Source organism: Nocardia sp. BMG111209, from assembly GCF_000381925.1.
Classification (GTDB): Bacteria; Actinomycetota; Actinomycetes; order Mycobacteriales; family Mycobacteriaceae; genus Nocardia.
The window spans coordinates 173,240-192,065 of record NZ_KB907307.1 but is presented as its reverse complement, the minus strand read 5'-3'; the positions used below and the strand labels follow the sequence as shown (position 1 = coordinate 192,065).

Below are 18,826 nucleotides of genomic sequence, written 5' to 3'. Positions count from 1 at the left end.
CGCACAAATAGTAGGAATCGACCCGGAAAGGGCTTTTCATGTCGTATCTGCTGCACATCGACTCCTCCGCACTCGGCGACGCCTCGATCTCCCGTCAGGTCGCCCGGTCCTTCCGGGACACCTGGCAGGGCGCGGTGGTCCATCGCGATCTGGCCGTCACGCCCGTGCCGCATCTGGACGCCGCGGGCATCCACGCCCGCACGGTCGCCCCCGCCGACCGCACCCCGGAGCAGGCCGCGGCGGCCGCGATCCAGGAGGAACTGATCGAGGAATTCCTCGGCGCCGGCGCGTATCTGTTCACGGTGCCGCTGTACAACCTGACGATGCCGTCGGTGTTCAAGGCGTGGCTGGACCAGATCATGGTGGTCGGCCGCACCATCGATCCGGCCGGCGTGGCGCCGACCGCGGGGCGCCCGGCGGTGCTGATCTCCGCCCGCGGCGGTGGTTACGGTCCCGGAACACCCAGGCACGGTATGGATTACGTGGTTCCCGTCCTGGAGACGATCCTCGGCCCGGGTGTGCTGGGCCTGGACGTGACCGCGCTGACGCCGGAACTGACCATGGCGCCGCATGTTCCGGAGCTGGCCGCGCTGCTTCCGCTGCACGAGTCGTCGCTGGCCGAGGCCCATGCCCGCGCCCGACAGCTGGCCGAGACGCTCGAGATCCCTTCCGCCGCCTGAACTCCGGATCGGCCCGGCAGCCACCGGGGGTGGATCGTCGCCGTCACCCGGCTGCCGGATCCCATCCGAAACGATCGGCGAGGGCCGCGAGAACGGCACGGACGGAACCGAAGTCGAACAGGGCCGTGGTCCCGCCGGCGATCTCCGTGCGCAGCGGCGCCAGAGCGTCGCTCGCCCGCGCGGCCAGCGCTTCGTCCCCGAGCCGAATCGCGGTGTGCGCGTTGACGGTCCACAGCGCGTCGTAGAGATGGTCGGCGCGCGGCTCGGGCAGAGCGGCGGCCGCGCGGCGCGCGGCGGCGGGGTCGTCCTGGGCCAGGTGCAGCAACGGTTGTACCCACACCCGATAGGGACCCCAGTCGAGAGCGGGATCGGTAGGGGCGGGGCGATCGTGGCGCAGGCGCAGCGACAGCAGCGCCAGCGGCAGGTAGCCCGCCGCCACCCCCGGCATCCCACTGTCGATTAATTCACTTGCCACGCAACGATATTCCTTCTCGGCTGCCGCCGCGTCCACGATCAGGGTCGCCCGATATCCGGCGGTGAGAACGGGCACGACGGGATTCTCCTGACCGGTCGCCAGGCGTTCGGAGGCCGCCGCGTGCCGGTCGGCGGCGGCCCGCTCGCCGCGCGCCGCGGCGGCCTGCAAGCCGATCAGCTGACCCAGAATCGCGAAGGCGGGCAGGTCGTGACGGTCCGCGAGGGTGATCAGTTCGCCGGCGATCGCGGCGCGTTCCGCGGTCCCGCCCGGCGCCTGGAAGGACTGGACGAACCGCGCATTCAGGGCCAGGGCCAGCGCGCCGGGGTCGCGCAACTCGCGGGCCAGCCGTTCGGCCTCGGCCGCCGCCTCGGCCGCCCAGCGGTCGCGGGAGCCGCGATGCTCCATGGCGATAGTCGCCAGCAGGCGGGAGCGCAGCACGGGCGAGGCGGCCGGACCGATCCGGTGCAGCGTCCGCCGGGTGGTCTCGACCAGGGCCTCGGCGCGGGCCGGGTCGTCGCTGCGGGTCCAGATCGTCGGGACGTCGTAGGCGGCGATCACCCGGGCCGTGAGTCCGGGATCGCCGGTGCGTTCGGCCTCCGCGACCGCGGCCGCGCGCTGATCCTGGGCGAGAACGAGATTCACGCCGCCGGTCAGCGCCGCGGCCCCGGCGACGGTACTCATCGCCCGCAGCCGGGTGTAGGGTCCGGCGGCCTCGGTCCGGATCAGCAGGGCCCGCCGGTCCCCGGACCGCGACGGGCTCAGATGCGGGGCGTGCCGCAGGACGTCCCGCTCGAGCTCGTCGAATCCGGTGGCAGGTGTCATCCCGAACTGCTCGAGCAGTTCCGCGCGCGCTCGCCGCAGCACCGCTAGCGCGTCGACCTGGCGATCCGCCTGATACAGGGCGTGTGACAACAGGATCCACGCCTGTTCCCGCCACGGATGCGCCGCCGCGAACTGCTCGAGCGGCGACACCAGCGACGCACCGGCTCCCCGCGCGAGTTCGGCGCGAGCGTGGAGTTCCGTCGCCTGGTGATGCAGTTCCAGCAACCGGTCCCGCTCCCGCGTCACCCAGGCCGAGTCGCCGAGATCGGCGAACGGTTCGCCGCCCCACCAGGACAGTGCCACGGCCAAGCGGTCGGCGTCGGGATCGGACCGCGCCGCGCGCACGGCGTCCTCGAAACGGTACGCGTCGACGCGCTCCCGGCCGATGCGCAGCGCATATCCGGTGCCGACGGTCTCGATGAGCCGCGACGGCGCTCGCGGGGGCCGATCCGGTTCCAGCGCCGCCCGCAGTTCGGAGACGAAGGTGCGGACGGTACCCACCGCGGCGGCCGGCGGATCCTCCCACAGGTCGCCGACCAGCGTGGCGAGCGGGACCGCCCGGCCACCGGCCGCGACCAACCGGCCCAGCACCTCGCGGCGACGGCGGCTGCCGACCTCGACGACGCGGCCGTCACCGGTGACCCGCACCGGACCCAGCACCCCGATCAGCACCTCCACGGGACCCCATTCTCGTCGCCGTCGCCGCGGCGGCGCTGATCCGCTGCTGATCCGAGCCCACGATGCTGTCCCTCGACACCAGCGAGCGGAGGAACCATGCACATTCCGGGATTCGACACGACCACGATCGGCGTCGCCGACGGTATCGAACTGACCACGGCCATGGGCGGTACGGGATCACCGGTGGTGCTGCTGCACGGATTCCCGCAGACCCATCTGATGTGGCGGCACGTCGCCCCGATCCTGGCCGAGCGGCACACCGTGATCTGCCCCGACCTCCGCGGCTACGGCGCCAGCAGTAAACCGCCCGCGACCGGCCCCGACACCTATGCCAAGCGCACGATGGCCGCCGACATCACGGCCCTGGCCGACGTGCTGGGCCTCGGCCGTTTCGCGCTGGTCGGTCACGACCGCGGCGCCCACGTCGCCTTCCGGGCGGGATTGGATTTTCCGGACCGCATCGACCGGCTCGGCATCCTCGATATCGTCCCCACCCTGGACACCTGGAACGTCCTGCACGGTGTCGACGCCGCGGTGGCATTCCACCTGTATCTCATGGCCCAGCCGCCCGGTCTGCCCGAGCGGATGATCGCGGCGAGCGCCGACGAATTCTTCGGCCATTTCCTCGATATCTGGTCGGCCTCTCCCGCCGCGATCCCCCCGGATGTGCGTGCGGAGTATCTGCGGGCCTGCCGCGACGCCGTCCCCTCGATCGTCGCCGACTACCGCGCCACTGCCACCGTCGATATCGACCACGACCGCGCCGACCTGGCCGCGGGCCGCCGCCTCACCATGCCCGTGACGGTCCTCCAGCAGGACTGGGGCAGCGCCCTCGGCTTCGACGCGGCCGCCGTCTGGCGGCCCTGGGCCCCGGACCTTCACCACTCCCTCACGCGCGCAGGCCATTTCATGGCCGAGGAAGCCCCCGCCGACACCGCCGCCGCGATCCTGGACCTGCTGGATCGCTGACGCCGGTCTCGGCGCGCGCTCGGAACACCGATGGCCGCGCGGAACGGTCCGTTCCGCTACCCGGAGGTGGCGGAACCGCCGCCGCGCGGCTGTCCGAGCGGGCCGGGGTCAGTAATAGTGCCGTCGGCCGCCGATGGGCCGGCCCACCGCACCCAACAGCATCAGGATCGCGCCCACGACCAGCAGGATGATGCCGATCGTCGTCAGGATCGGGATACCGGCCACGATCCCCACGATCAGCAGGATGATGCCCAGAATGATCATTGTGTTTCCTCCTCGTGGAACCGCAGGCGGAAGGCCGCCATGACCTGCGGCTACCCCGGCGAGGACGGATCATGCATCGGGATCGGCCCGGGGTGTATTCCGCCCGGCGCGGACCGCGTGCCCGCGCAGCCGTCGAATTCGGCGATCGCCCGGCGCGCCGAGCGCAGCGCGGTGGCGAATTCGGCGGGCTCGGCGCAACGGTCCGGAACCGGGCTCAGAGCAACCGTTTCGGATGCATGCCGTCGACCGCCCCCATGAACGGCGGATGGATGCTGTAGCCGAGCATCCGCCGGATGTCCTCGGAGACGATGCGCGCGGTATCGCGGCTGGTGGACAACGTGTACGCCTCCTGCGGGCGCAACCACGGCTCGCAGTACTGCGCGGTCAGGGCCAGTCGCGCGGCGCCGGTCCGGTTGGCGCCGCCGCCGTGCCAGAGTGTGCCGAGGTAGAACACGCAGGAACCGGCGGACATCCGGGTGCCGATCCGGGGGTCGCCGGGGGCTGGTGAGCGCGAATCCCAGCGATGGCTGCCGGGCAGCACGACGGTGCCGCCGTTGTCCGCGGTGAACGGATCGATCGCCCACATCGTCGCGGCGCTGAGCGCCGGGCGGGGACGCGGCACCGGATAGAAACCGTCGTCGTGATGCAACAACTGGGCCTGCTCCCCCGGCAGGATGTTGATCACCTGGAGTTGGGAGAGCAGATAATTCGGCAGGAACAGCCGGTCGAGCAGGGCGAGCACGCGCGGATGGTCGACGAGCCGATCGCAGGCGCGGGTCTTCTCCAGGAGCGTGTACACCCGCTGGGTTCGCTTGCCCTCGAACGTGTTCCGGCCCGCGTGGCCGAGCAGCGGGACGAGTTCGGCACGCAGGTCCGCACATTCGGCGGCGGTGAGCAGATCCGGCAGGACGACATACCCGTCCCGGTCCAGCGCGGCGAGGTCGGCCTCGACGAGCGCCGGATCGGCGGCCGCGCCGGCACTCGCGGTGGCCCGGTAGTGGCCGGCCAGATCGACCCGCAGTTCGTCCAGGCCGGTGATGACGTCGCCGGACCGCGGCTCGCCCGCGCCGGTCACGGCCGGGTCCCGGTCGCCGCGGTATCCGGCATGCGCCGCAACAGGATTCGGTAGAGCACGAGATGCTCGCGGTCGAACTGCCGGACGGAGGCGGCCAGATACTGTTCGTAGGCCTCGGTCACCCGGGCCCCGGAGATCCGTTCCGCCTCGGCATGTCGTTCCCGCAGCCGGCGTAACCACTCGGCACACGTCCGCGCGTAGTGCTCGCGATGATTCACCACGGAACGGATCTCGAACAGTTTCTCCGCGGCGTGCGCGAGTTCGGCCAGCCGCGGCGGTTCGGATTCCGGGAATATCTCGTTCGCGAGGAATTGCACCTCGGCGAGGGCGGCGGCGTCCAGTGGCCGGTTGCCCTTACCGATGGTCTGCACCACCAGCGCGCCGCCGGGGCGCAGAATGTCGTGGCAGTGCGCGAAGAATGCCCGATAGGCGGCGGTCCGTTGCGGCCGGGACAGGCCGAACCGCACGAAATGTTCGAGTGCGCCGACGCAGAATATCGCGTCGTACGGTTCGTCCGGCCGATGCGCGTTCCAGTGTTCGAGGCGGACCTCGATGCGATCGAGCGGACGGGCGCGGACCACCTCGTACTGATCGCGGCTGAGGGTCAGCCCGGTGAGATGTGCCTGCGGGAACCGGTCGGCCACCCGCCGCATGAGACTGCCCCAGCCACAACCGATGTCGAGGATGCGGTGCGCCCCGGCGAGCTCCGCGCCGTCGATCAGATGATCGAGCTTGCGTTGCTGCGCGCGATCGAGCCCGTCGCCCTCGGCCCACAGCGCGCAGGAGTAGGTCATCTCGGAATCGAGCCACAATCGGTAGAATTCGCTGCCGATGTCGTAATGCCGGCGGACCGCATCCGCCGACGCACCCTGATGTTCACCGATATCGGATACCATCTTCGATCTCCGTCGCTCCGATACCCGCGCACGACCGCGACCGCGCGGGAAAACCACACCCTTGCAATGAATTACCGTGAGAGTAGAAACAGGAATTCGGCGGCCGAGCGCGAATTCGGCCGGATGAACAGCGGAAGGACAACGCCCACAACGGTTTACCTACCCATTCTAACCAATCGGGACCGGCCCCGGCAAGCGCACGGCCCCGATCGGCAACCCTCCGGCGGCCGGGTCACGGTGCGCCGGAAAGGCTTCCGCCGCGACCGGAAGCCGGTCGCGGCGGAGGCGGGAGAACACGCGAAATCAGCCCTCGGCGAACCGCGCGCGCAGTTCCGCCTTACGGATCTTGCCGCTCACCGTCTTCGGCAGTTCGTCGACGAAGTGGACCTCCCGCGGCTGCTTGTAGGAGGCCAGCCGGTCCTTGCAGGCGGCGACGATCCGCTCCGGCGACACCGTCGTCCCCGCGCGGGTCACCACGACGGCGGTCACCCGCTCACCCCACACCGGATCCGGTGTCCCGATCACCGCCGCCTCGGCCACCTCCGCGACCGTGTAGATCGCGTTCTCGACCTCGCTCGGGTAGATGTTCTCGCCGCCGGAGATGATCATGTCCTTCGTGCGGTCCACGATGTAGACGAAGCCCTCCGCGTCGCGGCGGGCGAGGTCACCGGTGTGGAACCAGCCGCCCTCGAACGCCTGCTCGGTGGCCTCCGGATTGCCGAAATATCCGGCCATCACCTGATTTCCGCGGATCACCATCTCGCCGACCTCACCCACGGCGCATTCCCGTCCCGCGGTGTCGGCGATCCTGACATCGACCAGCGCCATCGGTTTCCCGGCCGCGTCGAGCAGATGGTCCTCCCCGTTCGCGGCGCGGATGTGCGCCTGCCGATCGAGGGTCAGGATGTTGCCGCCGAGTTCGGTCATGCCCATGCCGGCGTAGACGATCGGGCCGAAGTGCTCGAGCGTGCGCCGCAGCACCTCCACCGGAATCTTCGACGCCCCGTAGCCCATCCACCGCAGGCTGGACAGGTCGTAGTTCGGCAGCTCGGGATGGTTGAGCAGCATCGCCATCATGGTCGGCGCGAAACCACCGCTGGTGACGGCGTTGTCCTGGACGGTCCGCATCCAGCGCTCCGGATCCCAGCCCGCGGTCATCAGCACCCGGCCACCCTCGAACAGGTTGGCGGGCACCAGATATCCGGCGACATGGCACAGCGGCATGGCGTTCAGATAGACGGTCTCCGCCGACGGTTCGTACTCCAGCGCCGATTGCACCACCGCGGTCACCAGATTGCGATGGGTCAGCTGGGCGCCCTTGGGGAATCCGGTGGTGCCACTGGTGTACAGCAGCCAGGCGATGTCGTTCTCGGTGGTGTCCTCCGCCGGAACCACGGATTGCCCTGTGCCGACGAAACTCTCGTAGTCCGGCACCCCCTCGGCCGTACCGCCGACGACGACGATGTCGGTGACGGTCTCGAGCTGATCCCGGTACGCCGCGATCGCCGCGTGGTACGGCGCGGCGACCAGCAGCACCCGGGCTCGGGCATTGTTGAGGATCCACACCCATTCCTTCGGGTGCAGCCGGTAATTGAGCATGGTCAACGTCAGTCCGGCGGCCGGAATGCCGTAGTACGCCTCGACGTATTCGAGGCTGTTCTCCGACAGGATCGCGATCCGGTCCCCGCGGTCGGCCAGGGTACGGATCCCGTTCCCCAGCCGGATCGCGCGCTCGTAGAGCTCGCGGTAGGTGCGCGTGACTCCGGAGTCGATGTCCTGCAGGGCGACACGGTCGGGTGTGCGAGTCGCGATGCGCCGCAGCAAGTCGTGGAAAAGCATGGGGTGGTCCTTCACGATGCGGGGAGAGGTCGGCGTCCCTATTTGATGGCCAGCGGGTTGATCGGCGACCCCACGCCACGGGTGAACTTCAACGGCGGTCCCGCATAGAAGAATTCGTGGACGCCGTCCGCGGCGCAGTCCGCGGCCAGCTCCTCGAAGTCCAGCAGTTCCGCGAGCGTCATGCCCATATCCCGGATCAGCACCATGTGCAGTTCGAACAGCGCGCCCTCGTGCTCGCCCGGGAGGACCTCGATGGCCCAGTTGTCCGAGCCCACGACGGCCACGTCACGCTCCTTGAACCAGCGCGCGGTCGCCAGCCCGAGGCCCGGCTCGCCGGCCATGAACGACTGCGGATCCTGCTCGGCCACGAACTTCGCCCGCCAGCCGGTGCGGATCAACACGATGTCGCCGGGGCCGACCCGCACGCCCGCCGCCCGCTCGGCGGCGTCGAGATCGTCCGGGGTGATGACCTCGCCCGCGGCCAGCCAGTCCACTCCGCGCAGCCGGGCGATGTCCAGCAGCACGCCGCGACCGGCGATGCCCTTCGACTGGTTCTCGATACCCAGCTTCTGCGCGCCCTTGACGGTGACGCCGTCCCCGTCGTGGCCGTTGTACAGCTGCCCGTCGTAGTGGACGTGGGCCAGCCCGTCGTACTGCGAGGCCGATTGCAACGGCATGAACACGTAGTCGTCGGCCCATTTGAAGCCACCCGGCAGAACCTGTTCCTGGCCGTTCTCCGCCATCAGCCGGATCGGGTTGATCCGGTTGCCACCCGGCTGCGGGCCGTCGCCGTCGAGCGGGATACCCAGGTCGAAGACCTTGCCGGTCCGCACCAGCCGGGCCGCGGCGACGAGCGCCTCCGGCGTGATCAGGTTGGTCGTGCCGCGTTCGTCGTCGGCTCCCCATCGACCCCAGTTTCGCAGTTCCGCGCCCAGTTCGCGCATGTCCGGCGCAACTTCGCTCACCAGGACCTCCTCGTCCGTTCGTGCGGTGCCACGTAGTGACGTGACAGTCATGTCATGTTTCGGCGACAGCAGCGAGTATGTCCGGGATCACAGTTCCTGTCAATAACCCCGCGAATGCTCGAATCCGCCACACCACCGGCCGCCGGACGCGACACGCATTTCTGCTACTTTGGACCAAAGATTGGTGTCATCACCAGGCGGCCCGGGTGGCTGGGTCGAGAGGTGTGGAGGTGCCGTGGCACGGGGTCGGGTGAACAGCGCGCGACACGCCGTCGCGGACACGGCGCCGGTCGCGGTGACCTACGCCGACGACGGTACGCGCCGCACCCAGATCCTGCAGACCGCCGCCTCCCTCATCGCGTCCACGGGCTTGCGCACGTCGCTGCAGGAGATCGCCGACGCCTGCGGCATCCTGCCCGGCAGCCTGTACCACCATTTCGAATCCAAGGAGGCCATCCTCGCGGAGCTGCTCCAGCGCTACCACGCCGGCCTGGACCGGGTCGCCGCACAATCCCAGGAAGCGCTGCGCCGCAACGATTTCCGATCTCCGCTGGATCCGGTCACCGAGCTGGCGACGGCGATCGCCCGCTGCGCGGTGGCCCATCGCGCCGCGTTGCAGATGTCGTTCTACGAAGGGCCCAGCGCCAATCCGGCCCTGGTCGAGCTCACCCGGCGCCGCCCGGCGGCCACCCTGGAGGCGATGGCGCAGGCCCTGCTCGCGGCCCGCGCCGCCGGCGCCCTCGCGGCCGGGGCCGATGTCACGCTGCTGGCCGACCGGATCACCCAGACCATGTTGTACGTCGGTCTCGACATCATCCGGCACAACGCCCCGCCGGATCAGGTGGCGCAGGTGTTCTGCCGAATCCTGTTGCGGGGGTTGACCACCGGCCCGCATCCGGACGCGGAACTGGATCGGTCCCGGGCCTTCCTGGCCGCCGACGCGGTCATCGGGACCTGGCCGGGCGACGGCGACGAGGACCCCCGGACGGCCCACATCCGCGCGGTCGCCCGCGCCGAATTCGGCCGTCGCGGATACGAGAGCACGACCGTGCGCGACATCGCCGCGGCGGCCGGGCTCGGCACCGGCTCGGTCTACCGGCTGATCGGTTCGAAGGAGCAGCTGCTCTCGTCGATCATGCGGTCCTTCGGCGAGAAGGTGGCCCTCGGCTGGACCGAGGTGCTCCGCAGCGACGCCTCGGCGGTGGAGAAGCTCGACGCGCTCAGCTGGATCAACACCAACATGCTCGTCCGCTTCGGCGACGAGTTCCGCATCCAACTGGCCTGGATGCGGCAGTCGCCGCCGGACACGCCGAATCCGGGCTGGCACTTCACCAAACGCATCCGGCAGATGAAAGCGTTACTGGCGCAAGGTATCCGGTCCGGCGAGATCGCGATCGAGCATCCGTCGCAGGAGATGCTGGCGCGCTGCGTGATCTCCGGGGCCTGGATCCCGGAGAACATCCTGCGCGACATCGGCCCGCGCGCCTCGCTGATCCAGTTGCGCGACACCACATTACGTGGTGTCGTCACCGACCGTTCTTGATCAGGCCGTCCGGACCGGCAGTTTCGCCCATCCGCGCACACTGGAGGTGTGCGCCCGGACCGCCCGGGTGTAGTCGACCTCCCAGTCGGGCCACCGATTCAGGATCTCGTCGAGGGCGACCCGGGCCTCCATCCGCGCGAGCGAGGCGCCGAGGCAGAAGTGCAGCCCCTGCCCGAAGCCGAGATGTCCGGCCTGCCGGTCGATGTCGAAGCGGTCCGCGTCGGGGTAGCGGCGTTCGTCGCGATTGGCGGACCCGTTGAGCAGCAACATCACCGAACCCTCCGGCACCGTGCGACCGTAGTATTCGGCGTCGGCGGCGACGTAGCGGGCCTGCACCGGCGAGGGCGCCTCGTAGCGCAGCACCTCCTCCACCGTGTTCGGGATGAGCGAGCGGTCCGCGGCGATGCGCCGGCGTTGATCGGGATGGTCGGACAGCAGCTGACCGATGAAACCGATGAGGCGCGTGGTGGTTTCGCTCCCGGCGCCCATGATCATGCTGATATAGGTGAGCACCTCGGTGCGCGACAGCGGCCTGCGGGTACCGTCCTCGTCCTCCACCTCGGCGTTGATCAGATCCGACATCAGGTCGCCGGTCGGATGCTGGGCTCGCCAATCCACGTACTCGGCGATCAGTTCGAGGTTCGGCGGCACGAATTCCTTGATCGCGCCGTGCCGGTCCGGCGCTCCGGGACGCAGCGCGATGGCCTTGTCGGTGTTGTCGCGCATGATCTCCTGGTCCTGCTCGGGAATGCCGAGCAGGGCGCCGATCGTGCGCATCGGCATCCAGGCGCCGAGATTCTCGATGAAGTCGAAGGCGCCGCCGTCGCGCAGCGGATCCAGCGCGTCCGCGGTGAAACTCCGCGCGATCGGCTCGATGGCCGCCATGCGGCGCGGGGTGAACACCTTCGACAACAGCCGCCGGTGCTGGTCGTGCAGCGGCGGATCCTCCCACAGCACCAGGCCCGACGGGATCGGCACTCCACTCGAGATGACGTCGAGCACCGTGCCCCGCCCGGACCGGTACGTCCGCCAGTCCATGATCCCTTCCGCCACATCGGCATACCGGCTCAGCGCGTAGAAGTTGTACTTCTCGTTGTGGTAGAGCGGAGCCTCGTCGCGCAGTCGCTGCCAGACCGGATAGGGATCGTCGTCGATGGCGAAATCGTAGGGATCGTAGTAGGCGTCCGGCTTCGTGGTCGCATCCATCCGCTGTGGCCTCCCTGCCGCGCGGTGGTGAGCTCGAACCGTCTCGTCCGCGCGGCCACCACCAAAGATTTGTTCAGAGGGTAGCGGGACTACGGCGCGTCGGTCAATCGCCCTCGTAGGAGGCGGTTTCCGGGTGTGTAACCGGATCGGGAGCAATACGAGCGGAAGGCCGCACCCACCCCCACCTGCCGACACCTACCTCCCCTTGTAAACCTAATATTCGTTCCGTATCGTGACACTCCGGCGCCGCACCCGAGGCCGGGAACCACGCGGCGCGTCCGGACCGCTTGCGCGACCGGGCTTTTCGAATTCCGCATCGAAGGAGGTGCGAATATGGGCGCAATCGTCATGCTGGGCACCCTGTTCGGCCTGATCGTCCTCATCACCGCGGCGGTGTACCGCTTCGACCGGGAGGCCCGTACCACCGCGCGCCGGGATCGGCCGGCCCGATGAACACGGAACTCACCGGCCTGCTGAAGGTGTCCATCGGCTTCGCCTACGTCGGCGGGGTCGCGTTCGTCGCCGCGGGCATCTATCTGAGCGTGCGCGCGCGCCGCCTGCATCCGCTACTGCTGCTGTGCATTTCGGCGATCTCGTTCTCCTGGATCGAGGCGCCCTACGACTGGGCGGTCTACGCACAGTTCGCCCCCGCGATCCCGCGGATGCCGTCCTGGTGGCCGCTGAACATGACCTGGCACGGACTGCCCGCCTCGGTCCCCCCGGGCTACATCGCCTACTTCGTACTGCCCGCCGTCGCCGCCACCGCGATCGGACGCGCCCTGAGCACCCGATTCCGTTGGCGCAGACCGTTCGTGCTGCTCGCGACCGGCCTGATCGTCGGCTGCCTCTGGGCATTCCTGTTCAACGCGATCCTCGGCGCGCGCCTGGGAGTCTTCCACTACGGCTACGTGATTCCCGGCCTCGCGCTCTGGCAGGGGACGGCCCATCAGTACCCGCTCTACGACGCCCTGGCGATGGGGGTGCAGATGATGGTCTTCACCTATCTGCTGGGCCGCACGGACTCCGGCGGCCGCACGATCATCGACCGCTGGGCGGAATCGGCGACGGCGAACCGCGTCGGCTCCGCGATCCTGTCGATCGTGGCGATCATCCTGCTCGGAAATGCGCTCTACGGCGCGGTTTTCGCGCCGCACCTGATCGCGAAGCAGGCCGGCTGGGTCACCGCGGGCCCGACCGCCGAGCTGTTCCCCGGGGTACCGAACCAGCCCCGCTGAGCGCTCCCCCGAGCGCATCCTCGCCCGCGCTGCGCCCCGGCCGTGCGGGCGAGACCCACGTCACGCTTCGACGATCACGCCTCCGGCGCGGAGACACACATCCGACCGGCCCGCTGACGAGCGACCTCGAGCAGCAGTCCGGTGAGTTCGGTCGGCATGGTGATCATGCAGTCGTGCCCGCTGGGCAACTCCCACACCTGCGCGGGAGAACCGTTGGGCTGTCTCGCGGGGACGGGCCGGCGGACGATGCCGGCGGGTTCGGCGCCGACACAGTGGATATGGGTGCGCGGGACCTCGGCGAGCGCCGGATTGTCCAGCCGCGCCGGTTGCTGGAGACAACGCACCGGCTGATCCGAGAGCATCGTGCGCAACCAGGCGATATCCGCGGGATCGGTGACCCCGAACAGCCCGAGCGGCGCCGGCCACTCCGGCATCGGCGGAATCCGCCAGCTGTCACCGGATCCGGCGGCGAGATCGATCAGCTGCTGCGTCAACGGCTGGACATCGACAGCGGTCTCACCGTCCTCGGGGACCATCGCGTCCAGATACACCAGATGCGCAATCCGTTCCGGCACCCGATTCGCCGCCGAGGAGATGACCAGCCCCGCATAACTGTGCCCCACGAGCACGACATCGGCGAGATCTTCCTTCTCGATCAATTCGACGATATCGGCAACATGCGTATCGAGTCCCACCTCGGGCCCGAGCAGATGCGCCTTGTCGCCATAACCGGTCAGCGACGGCGCGTACACCCGATGACCGGCCGATTCCAGCAGCGGCACCACCCGCTGCCAGCACGATCCGTTGTGCCAAGCGCCGTGGACCAGCAGAAATGTAGACATGATCGTCCTTCGTGAGAGGAGGTGGTACACCGGACAAGATGGTTACTTTTCATATCCCGGTATACTTTCGGAACCACAAATGATTCTGGTGCGCACAGGACGGATCAGGCAATAAGGCACATTCCAGTGCCCCGGTTCCCAGGAGGTAACCATGGCCGGCGCAACAGCCGATCCGGCACAAGGCCCCGACGAGGGATGCCGCACCCGCGAAGTGCTGGACATCGTCGGCGACAAATGGTCCCTACTGGTGGTACGCCACCTCAGCGAAGGCCCACGCCGATTCAGCGAACTGAAACGCGAGATAGACGGCATCAGCCAGCGCATGCTCACCGTCACCCTGCGCGCGCTGGAACGCGACGGCATCCTCACCCGCACCGTCCGCAACATCATGCCGGCCCACGTCAGCTACGAACTGACCCCGATGGGCGCAAGCCTCCGCGCCGCAACCCTCCCCCTCCTGGAGTGGAGCATCACCCACCTGGCCCACATCGACGCCGCCCGAGGCGAATACGACACCCGCCCCCAAACCCCCACCCCCTGACCAGAATCCCCACCACCCGCACCGAATTCGATTGCGCCACATGATCCGAGGCGATCCGGGCAGGGCAGTCGGACACACCGGCGCCCGTACCGCCATCACTCGATGGCGTGGTCTTCCCATAGGCCGGGGGTAGACCGGCAGGTCGCCGGACAGGAATCGGAGAGGGTCGAGAGGCTCTGGTCCTACATCTGGCTTCCGGTGCAAACCCCGCCGCGCCCGGGAAGGGCGGTTCCCCGAACTGGCCCAGATCAGCCGTCTGGCCTCGACATCGGCATCCAAGAACCGCGCCATCGTAAGCCGGCCGAGATCGCCCTCGCGGTGGCCGGCGACCGAGGATTCGCCCTCGCCGGCGGTTACGCCATTACGGTCGAGCACTTCCCCGCGATTTCCTCGACATTCAGGCGGCCGTTTCGAGACCGTCGGCGGTGGCCAGGGAGGTCCCGAAGAATTCGGTCAGCTTCGCCACGGCCGCGGTGACGTGCGGGTCCTTGTCGTACAGGTCCACGTGGGTGGCGCCGTCGATCCAGTGCAGTTCCTTCGGGCCCGCTGCCCGCTGGAAGGCTGTCACGCTCATCCATGAGGTCACCGCCGCGCGGCCGGCGATCAGGAGGATCGGGCGCGGTGCGATGAGGTTTACGGCGTGGAACGCGTCGAAGGCGGCGATCCGCGCGATGCTGCTCCAGGTCAGCGTGCGGGCCGAGCGGGGGTGTGCGCCGCGCGGGGTGCAGTAGTACTCCCAGCCCTCGTATCCGTGCGGGCCGAGCGCGCGGGCCTGGTCCGCGGTTTCGGGGAACAGCGGGAAGGACGGGACGTCTGCTGTGGCCGCCGCGTCGAGCAATTGCTGCAACACCGCCGGGTCCTGGACGCCGTCGGCGCCGTAGCGGAACTGTCGCGCGATGTCCACGGCGCTGACTCCGGCGACCGCGCGGATCCGATGGTCGGTCGCCGCCGCGGCGAGCGCGTAACCGCCCGACGCGCAGATGCCGAGCACGCCGATACGACCGGGATCGACCTCGGGCCGCCCCGCCAGATACGACACCGCGGCCCGAATGTCCTCGGTCCGCTGCGCGGGATCCTCGAGCCCGCGGGGTTCGCCCGCGCTCTCCCCCTGGTAGGCGGCGTCGAAGGCCAGGGTCACGAAACCCTGTTCGGCCAGCCGCCGGGCATATCCGCCGGCGGCCTGTTCCTTCACGCCGCTGCCGGGATGTCCGACGACGATCGCCGGCCGGGGCCCGGCGACGGGTGCGCCGGGCAGATACAGGTTGCCGGCCAGGGTGAGGCCGGTGCTGTCGAAGGTCACGCCGATCGTGGTCATGTCGAATCTCCGTTCGCTGTCGCGGTAAGTACCCCTCCACGGTGGTCCCGGCGAGACGGCGGCAAAAGGGACCGGAATTTGACTGGTCATGATCTTGGCCCTCTTGCCCGCGATCCGATCTGAGCAGAATGGACCGTATGTCCCCCGCATCCGACTCCGCCGAACTGGGCGATTTCCTGAAAGCGCGCCGAGCCCAGTTGACCCCTCGCGACGTCGGCCTGAACGAGACCGACTCCCGGCGCAAGGTCGCGGGACTGCGCCGCGCCGAGGTCGCCCGGCTGGCGGCGATCAGCGTCGAGTACTACACGCGGCTCGAGCAGGGACGGGTGCGGGCCTCGGCGTCGGTGCTCGAGACCCTCGCCCGCGCGCTGCGGCTGGACGAGGATCAGCAGACCTATCTGTACCGGATCGCGGGCCGAAGCGATGCCCGGCCGCGGCGGCGGCGCGGTGCGCAGCAGGCCCGGCCCGCGGTGCGGCGGCTGCTCGACCAGCTCACCGAGACTCCCGCGCTGGTCCTGGGCAAACGCCTGGACATCCTGGCGTGGAACGCCGGCGCGGTGGCGCTGTACACCGATTTCGCGCGCATCCCGCCGGGCCGGCGGAACTATCTGCGCATGGTGTTCACCGATGCGGCGGTACGTCGTATGCACGTGAACTGGGCACATGATGCTCGCGAGGCGGTCGCGGCGCTGCGGATGGATGTCGCGAACGATCCCGACGACCCGGAACTGGCCCGGCTGGTCGGTGACCTCTCGGTACACGACGCGGATTTCCGCACCTGGTGGGCCGAACACTGGGTCAACGACGCGGGCTACGGCACCAAGCAGTACCACCATCCGCTGGTCGGCCCGCTGGTCCTGGACTGCGACACCTGGGCCAGTCCGGACGGCTCCGGTCAGCGACTGATCGTGCTCACCGCCGAGCCGGGCACCCCGGCACACGACAGCCTGCGCATACTCACCACGTGGCGACCCGAAATCGTTGCGGCAGAAGAGGATCGGTGACCAGGCGTCAGCCGATCATGTGTTCGAGTTCGGTGATCGACCAGGGTGGCCGATCGGTGTGATCGCGGTAGCCGAGGGGCACCATGGCGGGGCGGGCGAAGCGGCCGACGAAACCCCCTGCGGCGATGAAGATTTCGCCGGTGACGGCGGTGGCGGCGTCGGAAGCCAGGTAGAGGTACAGTGCGGCAGCGTATTCGGGGGGTGGGGCGTCGAGGGAGCCCTGCATGGTCAACTCGTCGAGCAGGCCCCGGCGGTGCAGTGCGCGGATGTGTTCCTCGTAGTCGGGTCCGGTGGACAGGCGGGTCTTCGCACCGGGACAGACGACGTTGACGCGGACGCCGGATTCCTTCAGCTCGGCGGCCATGGCGAGGGTGAGGCTCGCCACCGCGCCCTTGCCCGCGGGGTAGCCGGTGCCGCCGTAATCGCCGAGGTAGGCGAAGGATCCGGTGTTGATGATCGCGCCGCCGCCGCGGGCTGCCATCAGCGGGGCGACCCGGCGGCAGGTGGTGAAGGTGGTGGTCAGGTGCGAGTCGAGCAGATCCCGCCACTGCGCGGTGGTCACCGACAGGATCGAGGATCCGCGGGGTTCGGCGACGCCCGCGCAGTTCACCAGGACATCGACTGTGCCGTAAGCGGATTCGCAGGTCTCGACCAGGCGGTCGGCGACCTCCTCGGCGGCGGCGGAGCCCGCGACACCCACGGCCCGGCCACCGCCGCCGGTGATCGTGCGCACGGCACTGTCCACCGCTTCCGCACTGCGCGAATTGATCACCACACCCGCGCCGCGGGCGGCCAGCGCGGTGGCGACAGCCAGGCCGACCCCGCTGCCGCCGCCCACCACGATCACGCCGCGATCGGCGAACACCTTCTCCTCGGACATCCGGGTCCTGCCTCGATTCGGGATCGCACGTTCGGAACGGTTGTGGCGCAGCGTGATTCCTCGCCTCGGAGGACTCCGCGGCTCAGGCGGGGGTCGCGATCAGTTTCGTCTCGAGGTACTCCTCGAATCCCGCCACACCCATCTCGCGGCCGATGCCGGACTGCTTGTAGCCACCGAACGGTGCGTCCGCGTGGTACCACAGGCCGCCGTTGACACTGAGCGTGCCGGTACGCACCCCGGCGATCACGCGCTCGATCCGCTCCGGATCGGTGCCCCACACCGAACCCGAAAGGCCGTACGGGGATTCGTTCGCCAGCCGGATCGCGTCCGCGTCGCCGTCGTAGGCGATCACGACGAGTACCGGGCCGAAGATCTCCTCCTGGGCCACGGTGGCCGTATTGCCCAGGCCGGTGATGAGGGTCGGCTCGATGTAGAAACCCGTGGGGCGGTTCGCCGGACGGCCGCCGCCGACCTCGATGGTGCCGCCCTCGGCGCGCGCGATCTCGAGATAGCGCTCGACCCGGTCCCGCTGCCGCGCGGAAATCAAAGGGCCGCAGATGGTCCGGGGTTTCGTCGGGTCGCCGGCCCGGATACCGGACAGCGCGCCCGCGGCGGCGGCGACCGCCTCGTCGTACCGGGCGCGCGGCACCAGCATGCGGGTGGTCAGCGCGCAGCCCTGACCGGCGTGCACGGCGACCGAGAAGGCGGTGTAGGCCGCGGCGGTGCCGATATCGGCGTCGTCGAGCACGACGGCCGCCGACTTGCCACCCAGTTCGAGGAAGGTGCGCTTGAGATTCGTTGCGGCGCCGGTCATCACCGAGCGGCCGGTGGCCGTCGAGCCGGTGAAGGTGATCATGTCCACGCGCGGATCCTGCACCAGGCGCGCGCCGAGGCCGTGGTCGGTGGAGGTGACGATGTTCAGCACCCCGGCCGGGATATCGGTGTGCTCGGTGACCAGCGAGCCGAGAGCCGCTGCGCACCAAGGGGTATCGGGCGCGGGTTTGAGCACCACGGTGTTGCCGGCGGCCAGCGCCGGGCCGAGCTTCGCCAGGTTGATCTGGTGCGGGAAATTCCACGGCGTGATCGCCCCGACGACACCCGTTGCCTCGCGGCGGATCACCCGGCGGCTGCTGATACCCATCTGCTCCGCGACACCGAGATCGGTTTCCCAGACATAACTTTCGGCCAGATCGGCGGCGAAGCCCAGATCACCGACCGGTCCCTCCAGCTGCGGCCCGCTGGTGAGCGAGACCGGCGCGCCGACCTCGGCGACGGTGATCTCCCGCAGTTCCTCGATGTGTTCGCGCATGGCGTCGCGCAACTGGCGCAGGCAGTGCGCGCGGAAGGCGGGGTCGCGCGACCACTCGGACTCGTCGAAGGCCGTCCGGGCCGCGGACACGGCGGCGTCCATATCCTCGGCGGCGGCGTCGGCGGCGTGGCCGAGCACCTCCTCGGTGGCGGGATTGATCGTGGCGAAGACGCCCGAGCCGCCGGGGACCAGCTTGCCGCCGATCAGCAGGGGTGTGCCTTCGGGAGGGACGAGGCCGTTCATGTGCAGGCTCCGATGCATGTCTGGACAGGTGTTCGGAATATAGTT

The 18,826-nt window shown here is 69.3% G+C and carries 17 protein-coding genes; 6 read left to right on the top strand and 11 right to left on the bottom strand.

From position 1 onward, the window contains the following. The first annotated feature begins 38 nt into the window (after window positions 1–38). On the top strand, window positions 39–680 hold the full coding sequence (locus G361_RS0100860) for an FMN-dependent NADH-azoreductase (protein ID WP_019925145.1): 642 nt from the start codon (window positions 39–41) through the stop codon (window positions 678–680). Between the two features lie 43 nt (window positions 681–723). On the opposite strand, the gene G361_RS41715 is transcribed toward G361_RS0100860, so the two are convergent. After that, the gene (locus tag G361_RS41715; RefSeq protein WP_019925144.1) at window positions 724–2,655 is read right to left on the bottom strand and encodes a BTAD domain-containing putative transcriptional regulator; all 1,932 of its coding nucleotides are present in this window, start codon (window positions 2,653–2,655) and stop codon (window positions 724–726) included. 96 nt (window positions 2,656–2,751) lie between these two features. Between G361_RS41715 and G361_RS0100850 the strand changes: the two genes are divergently transcribed. Further along, window positions 2,752–3,624, top strand: coding sequence for an alpha/beta fold hydrolase (locus G361_RS0100850; protein WP_019925143.1), 873 nt, complete (start codon window positions 2,752–2,754; stop codon window positions 3,622–3,624). A 108-nt stretch (window positions 3,625–3,732) separates the two neighbouring features. On the opposite strand, the gene G361_RS50075 is transcribed toward G361_RS0100850, so the two are convergent. The 5 genes from G361_RS50075 to G361_RS0100825 form a co-directional block, all read right to left on the bottom strand. Then, on the bottom strand, window positions 3,733–3,888 hold the full coding sequence (locus tag G361_RS50075) for a DUF6131 family protein (RefSeq protein ID WP_019925142.1): 156 nt from the start codon (window positions 3,886–3,888) through the stop codon (window positions 3,733–3,735). A gap of 214 nt (window positions 3,889–4,102) precedes the next feature. Then, a complete protein-coding gene (locus tag G361_RS0100840; RefSeq protein ID WP_019925141.1) occupies window positions 4,103–4,963 on the bottom strand; it encodes a phytanoyl-CoA dioxygenase family protein in 861 nt (286 codons plus the stop codon). Further along, complete coding sequence (locus G361_RS0100835; protein ID WP_019925140.1) at window positions 4,960–5,859, bottom strand: cyclopropane-fatty-acyl-phospholipid synthase family protein; 900 nt, start codon at window positions 5,857–5,859, stop codon at window positions 4,960–4,962. The genes G361_RS0100840 and G361_RS0100835 overlap by 4 nt, the downstream gene beginning before the upstream one ends. A 303-nt stretch (window positions 5,860–6,162) precedes the next feature. Beyond that, window positions 6,163–7,698, bottom strand: coding sequence for a class I adenylate-forming enzyme family protein (locus G361_RS0100830; RefSeq protein WP_019925139.1), 1,536 nt, complete (start codon window positions 7,696–7,698; stop codon window positions 6,163–6,165). Window positions 7,699–7,736: 38 nt separating this feature from the next. After that, window positions 7,737–8,642, bottom strand: a complete 906-nt coding sequence (locus G361_RS0100825; protein WP_019925138.1) for a cyclase family protein — start codon at window positions 8,640–8,642, stop codon at window positions 7,737–7,739. Between the two features lie 271 nt (window positions 8,643–8,913). Between G361_RS0100825 and G361_RS0100820 the strand changes: the two genes are divergently transcribed. Further along, the gene (locus G361_RS0100820) at window positions 8,914–10,206 is read left to right on the top strand and encodes a TetR/AcrR family transcriptional regulator (protein WP_019925137.1); all 1,293 of its coding nucleotides are present in this window, start codon (window positions 8,914–8,916) and stop codon (window positions 10,204–10,206) included. On the opposite strand, the gene G361_RS0100815 is transcribed toward G361_RS0100820, so the two are convergent. Then, window positions 10,207–11,412 (bottom strand): cytochrome P450, encoded by a 1,206-nt coding sequence (locus tag G361_RS0100815; protein ID WP_019925136.1) that lies wholly within the window; start codon window positions 11,410–11,412, stop codon window positions 10,207–10,209. It abuts the gene before it with no gap. A 449-nt stretch (window positions 11,413–11,861) separates the two neighbouring features. Between G361_RS0100815 and G361_RS0100805 the strand changes: the two genes are divergently transcribed. Continuing rightward, window positions 11,862–12,647: a spirocyclase AveC family protein gene (locus tag G361_RS0100805; RefSeq protein ID WP_019925134.1), complete on the top strand. Its 786-nt coding sequence runs from the start codon at window positions 11,862–11,864 to the stop codon at window positions 12,645–12,647. A gap of 74 nt (window positions 12,648–12,721) precedes the next feature. On the opposite strand, the gene G361_RS0100800 is transcribed toward G361_RS0100805, so the two are convergent. After that, a complete protein-coding gene (locus G361_RS0100800; RefSeq protein WP_026342562.1) occupies window positions 12,722–13,489 on the bottom strand; it encodes an alpha/beta hydrolase in 768 nt (255 codons plus the stop codon). Between the two features lie 151 nt (window positions 13,490–13,640). On the opposite strand from G361_RS0100800, the gene G361_RS0100795 reads away from it, so the two are divergent. Continuing rightward, window positions 13,641–14,030 carry a helix-turn-helix domain-containing protein gene (locus G361_RS0100795; protein ID WP_019925132.1) on the top strand — a complete coding sequence of 130 codons (390 nt, stop codon included), beginning with the start codon at window positions 13,641–13,643 and terminating at the stop codon, window positions 14,028–14,030. A 397-nt stretch (window positions 14,031–14,427) separates the two neighbouring features. On the opposite strand, the gene G361_RS0100790 is transcribed toward G361_RS0100795, so the two are convergent. Then, window positions 14,428–15,345, bottom strand: coding sequence for an alpha/beta hydrolase (locus G361_RS0100790; RefSeq protein WP_019925131.1), 918 nt, complete (start codon window positions 15,343–15,345; stop codon window positions 14,428–14,430). A 137-nt stretch (window positions 15,346–15,482) separates the two neighbouring features. On the opposite strand from G361_RS0100790, the gene G361_RS0100785 reads away from it, so the two are divergent. After that, the gene (locus tag G361_RS0100785; protein ID WP_026342561.1) at window positions 15,483–16,349 is read left to right on the top strand and encodes a helix-turn-helix domain-containing protein; all 867 of its coding nucleotides are present in this window, start codon (window positions 15,483–15,485) and stop codon (window positions 16,347–16,349) included. Window positions 16,350–16,356: 7 nt separating this feature from the next. Here the strand turns inward: G361_RS0100785 and G361_RS0100780 are convergent, their stop codons facing one another. Next, window positions 16,357–17,229, bottom strand: coding sequence for an SDR family NAD(P)-dependent oxidoreductase (locus G361_RS0100780; protein ID WP_019925129.1), 873 nt, complete (start codon window positions 17,227–17,229; stop codon window positions 16,357–16,359). 82 nt (window positions 17,230–17,311) lie between these two features. Then, window positions 17,312–18,781 carry an aldehyde dehydrogenase gene (locus tag G361_RS0100775; RefSeq protein WP_026342560.1) on the bottom strand — a complete coding sequence of 490 codons (1,470 nt, stop codon included), beginning with the start codon at window positions 18,779–18,781 and terminating at the stop codon, window positions 17,312–17,314. Window positions 18,782–18,826 lie beyond the last annotated feature (45 nt).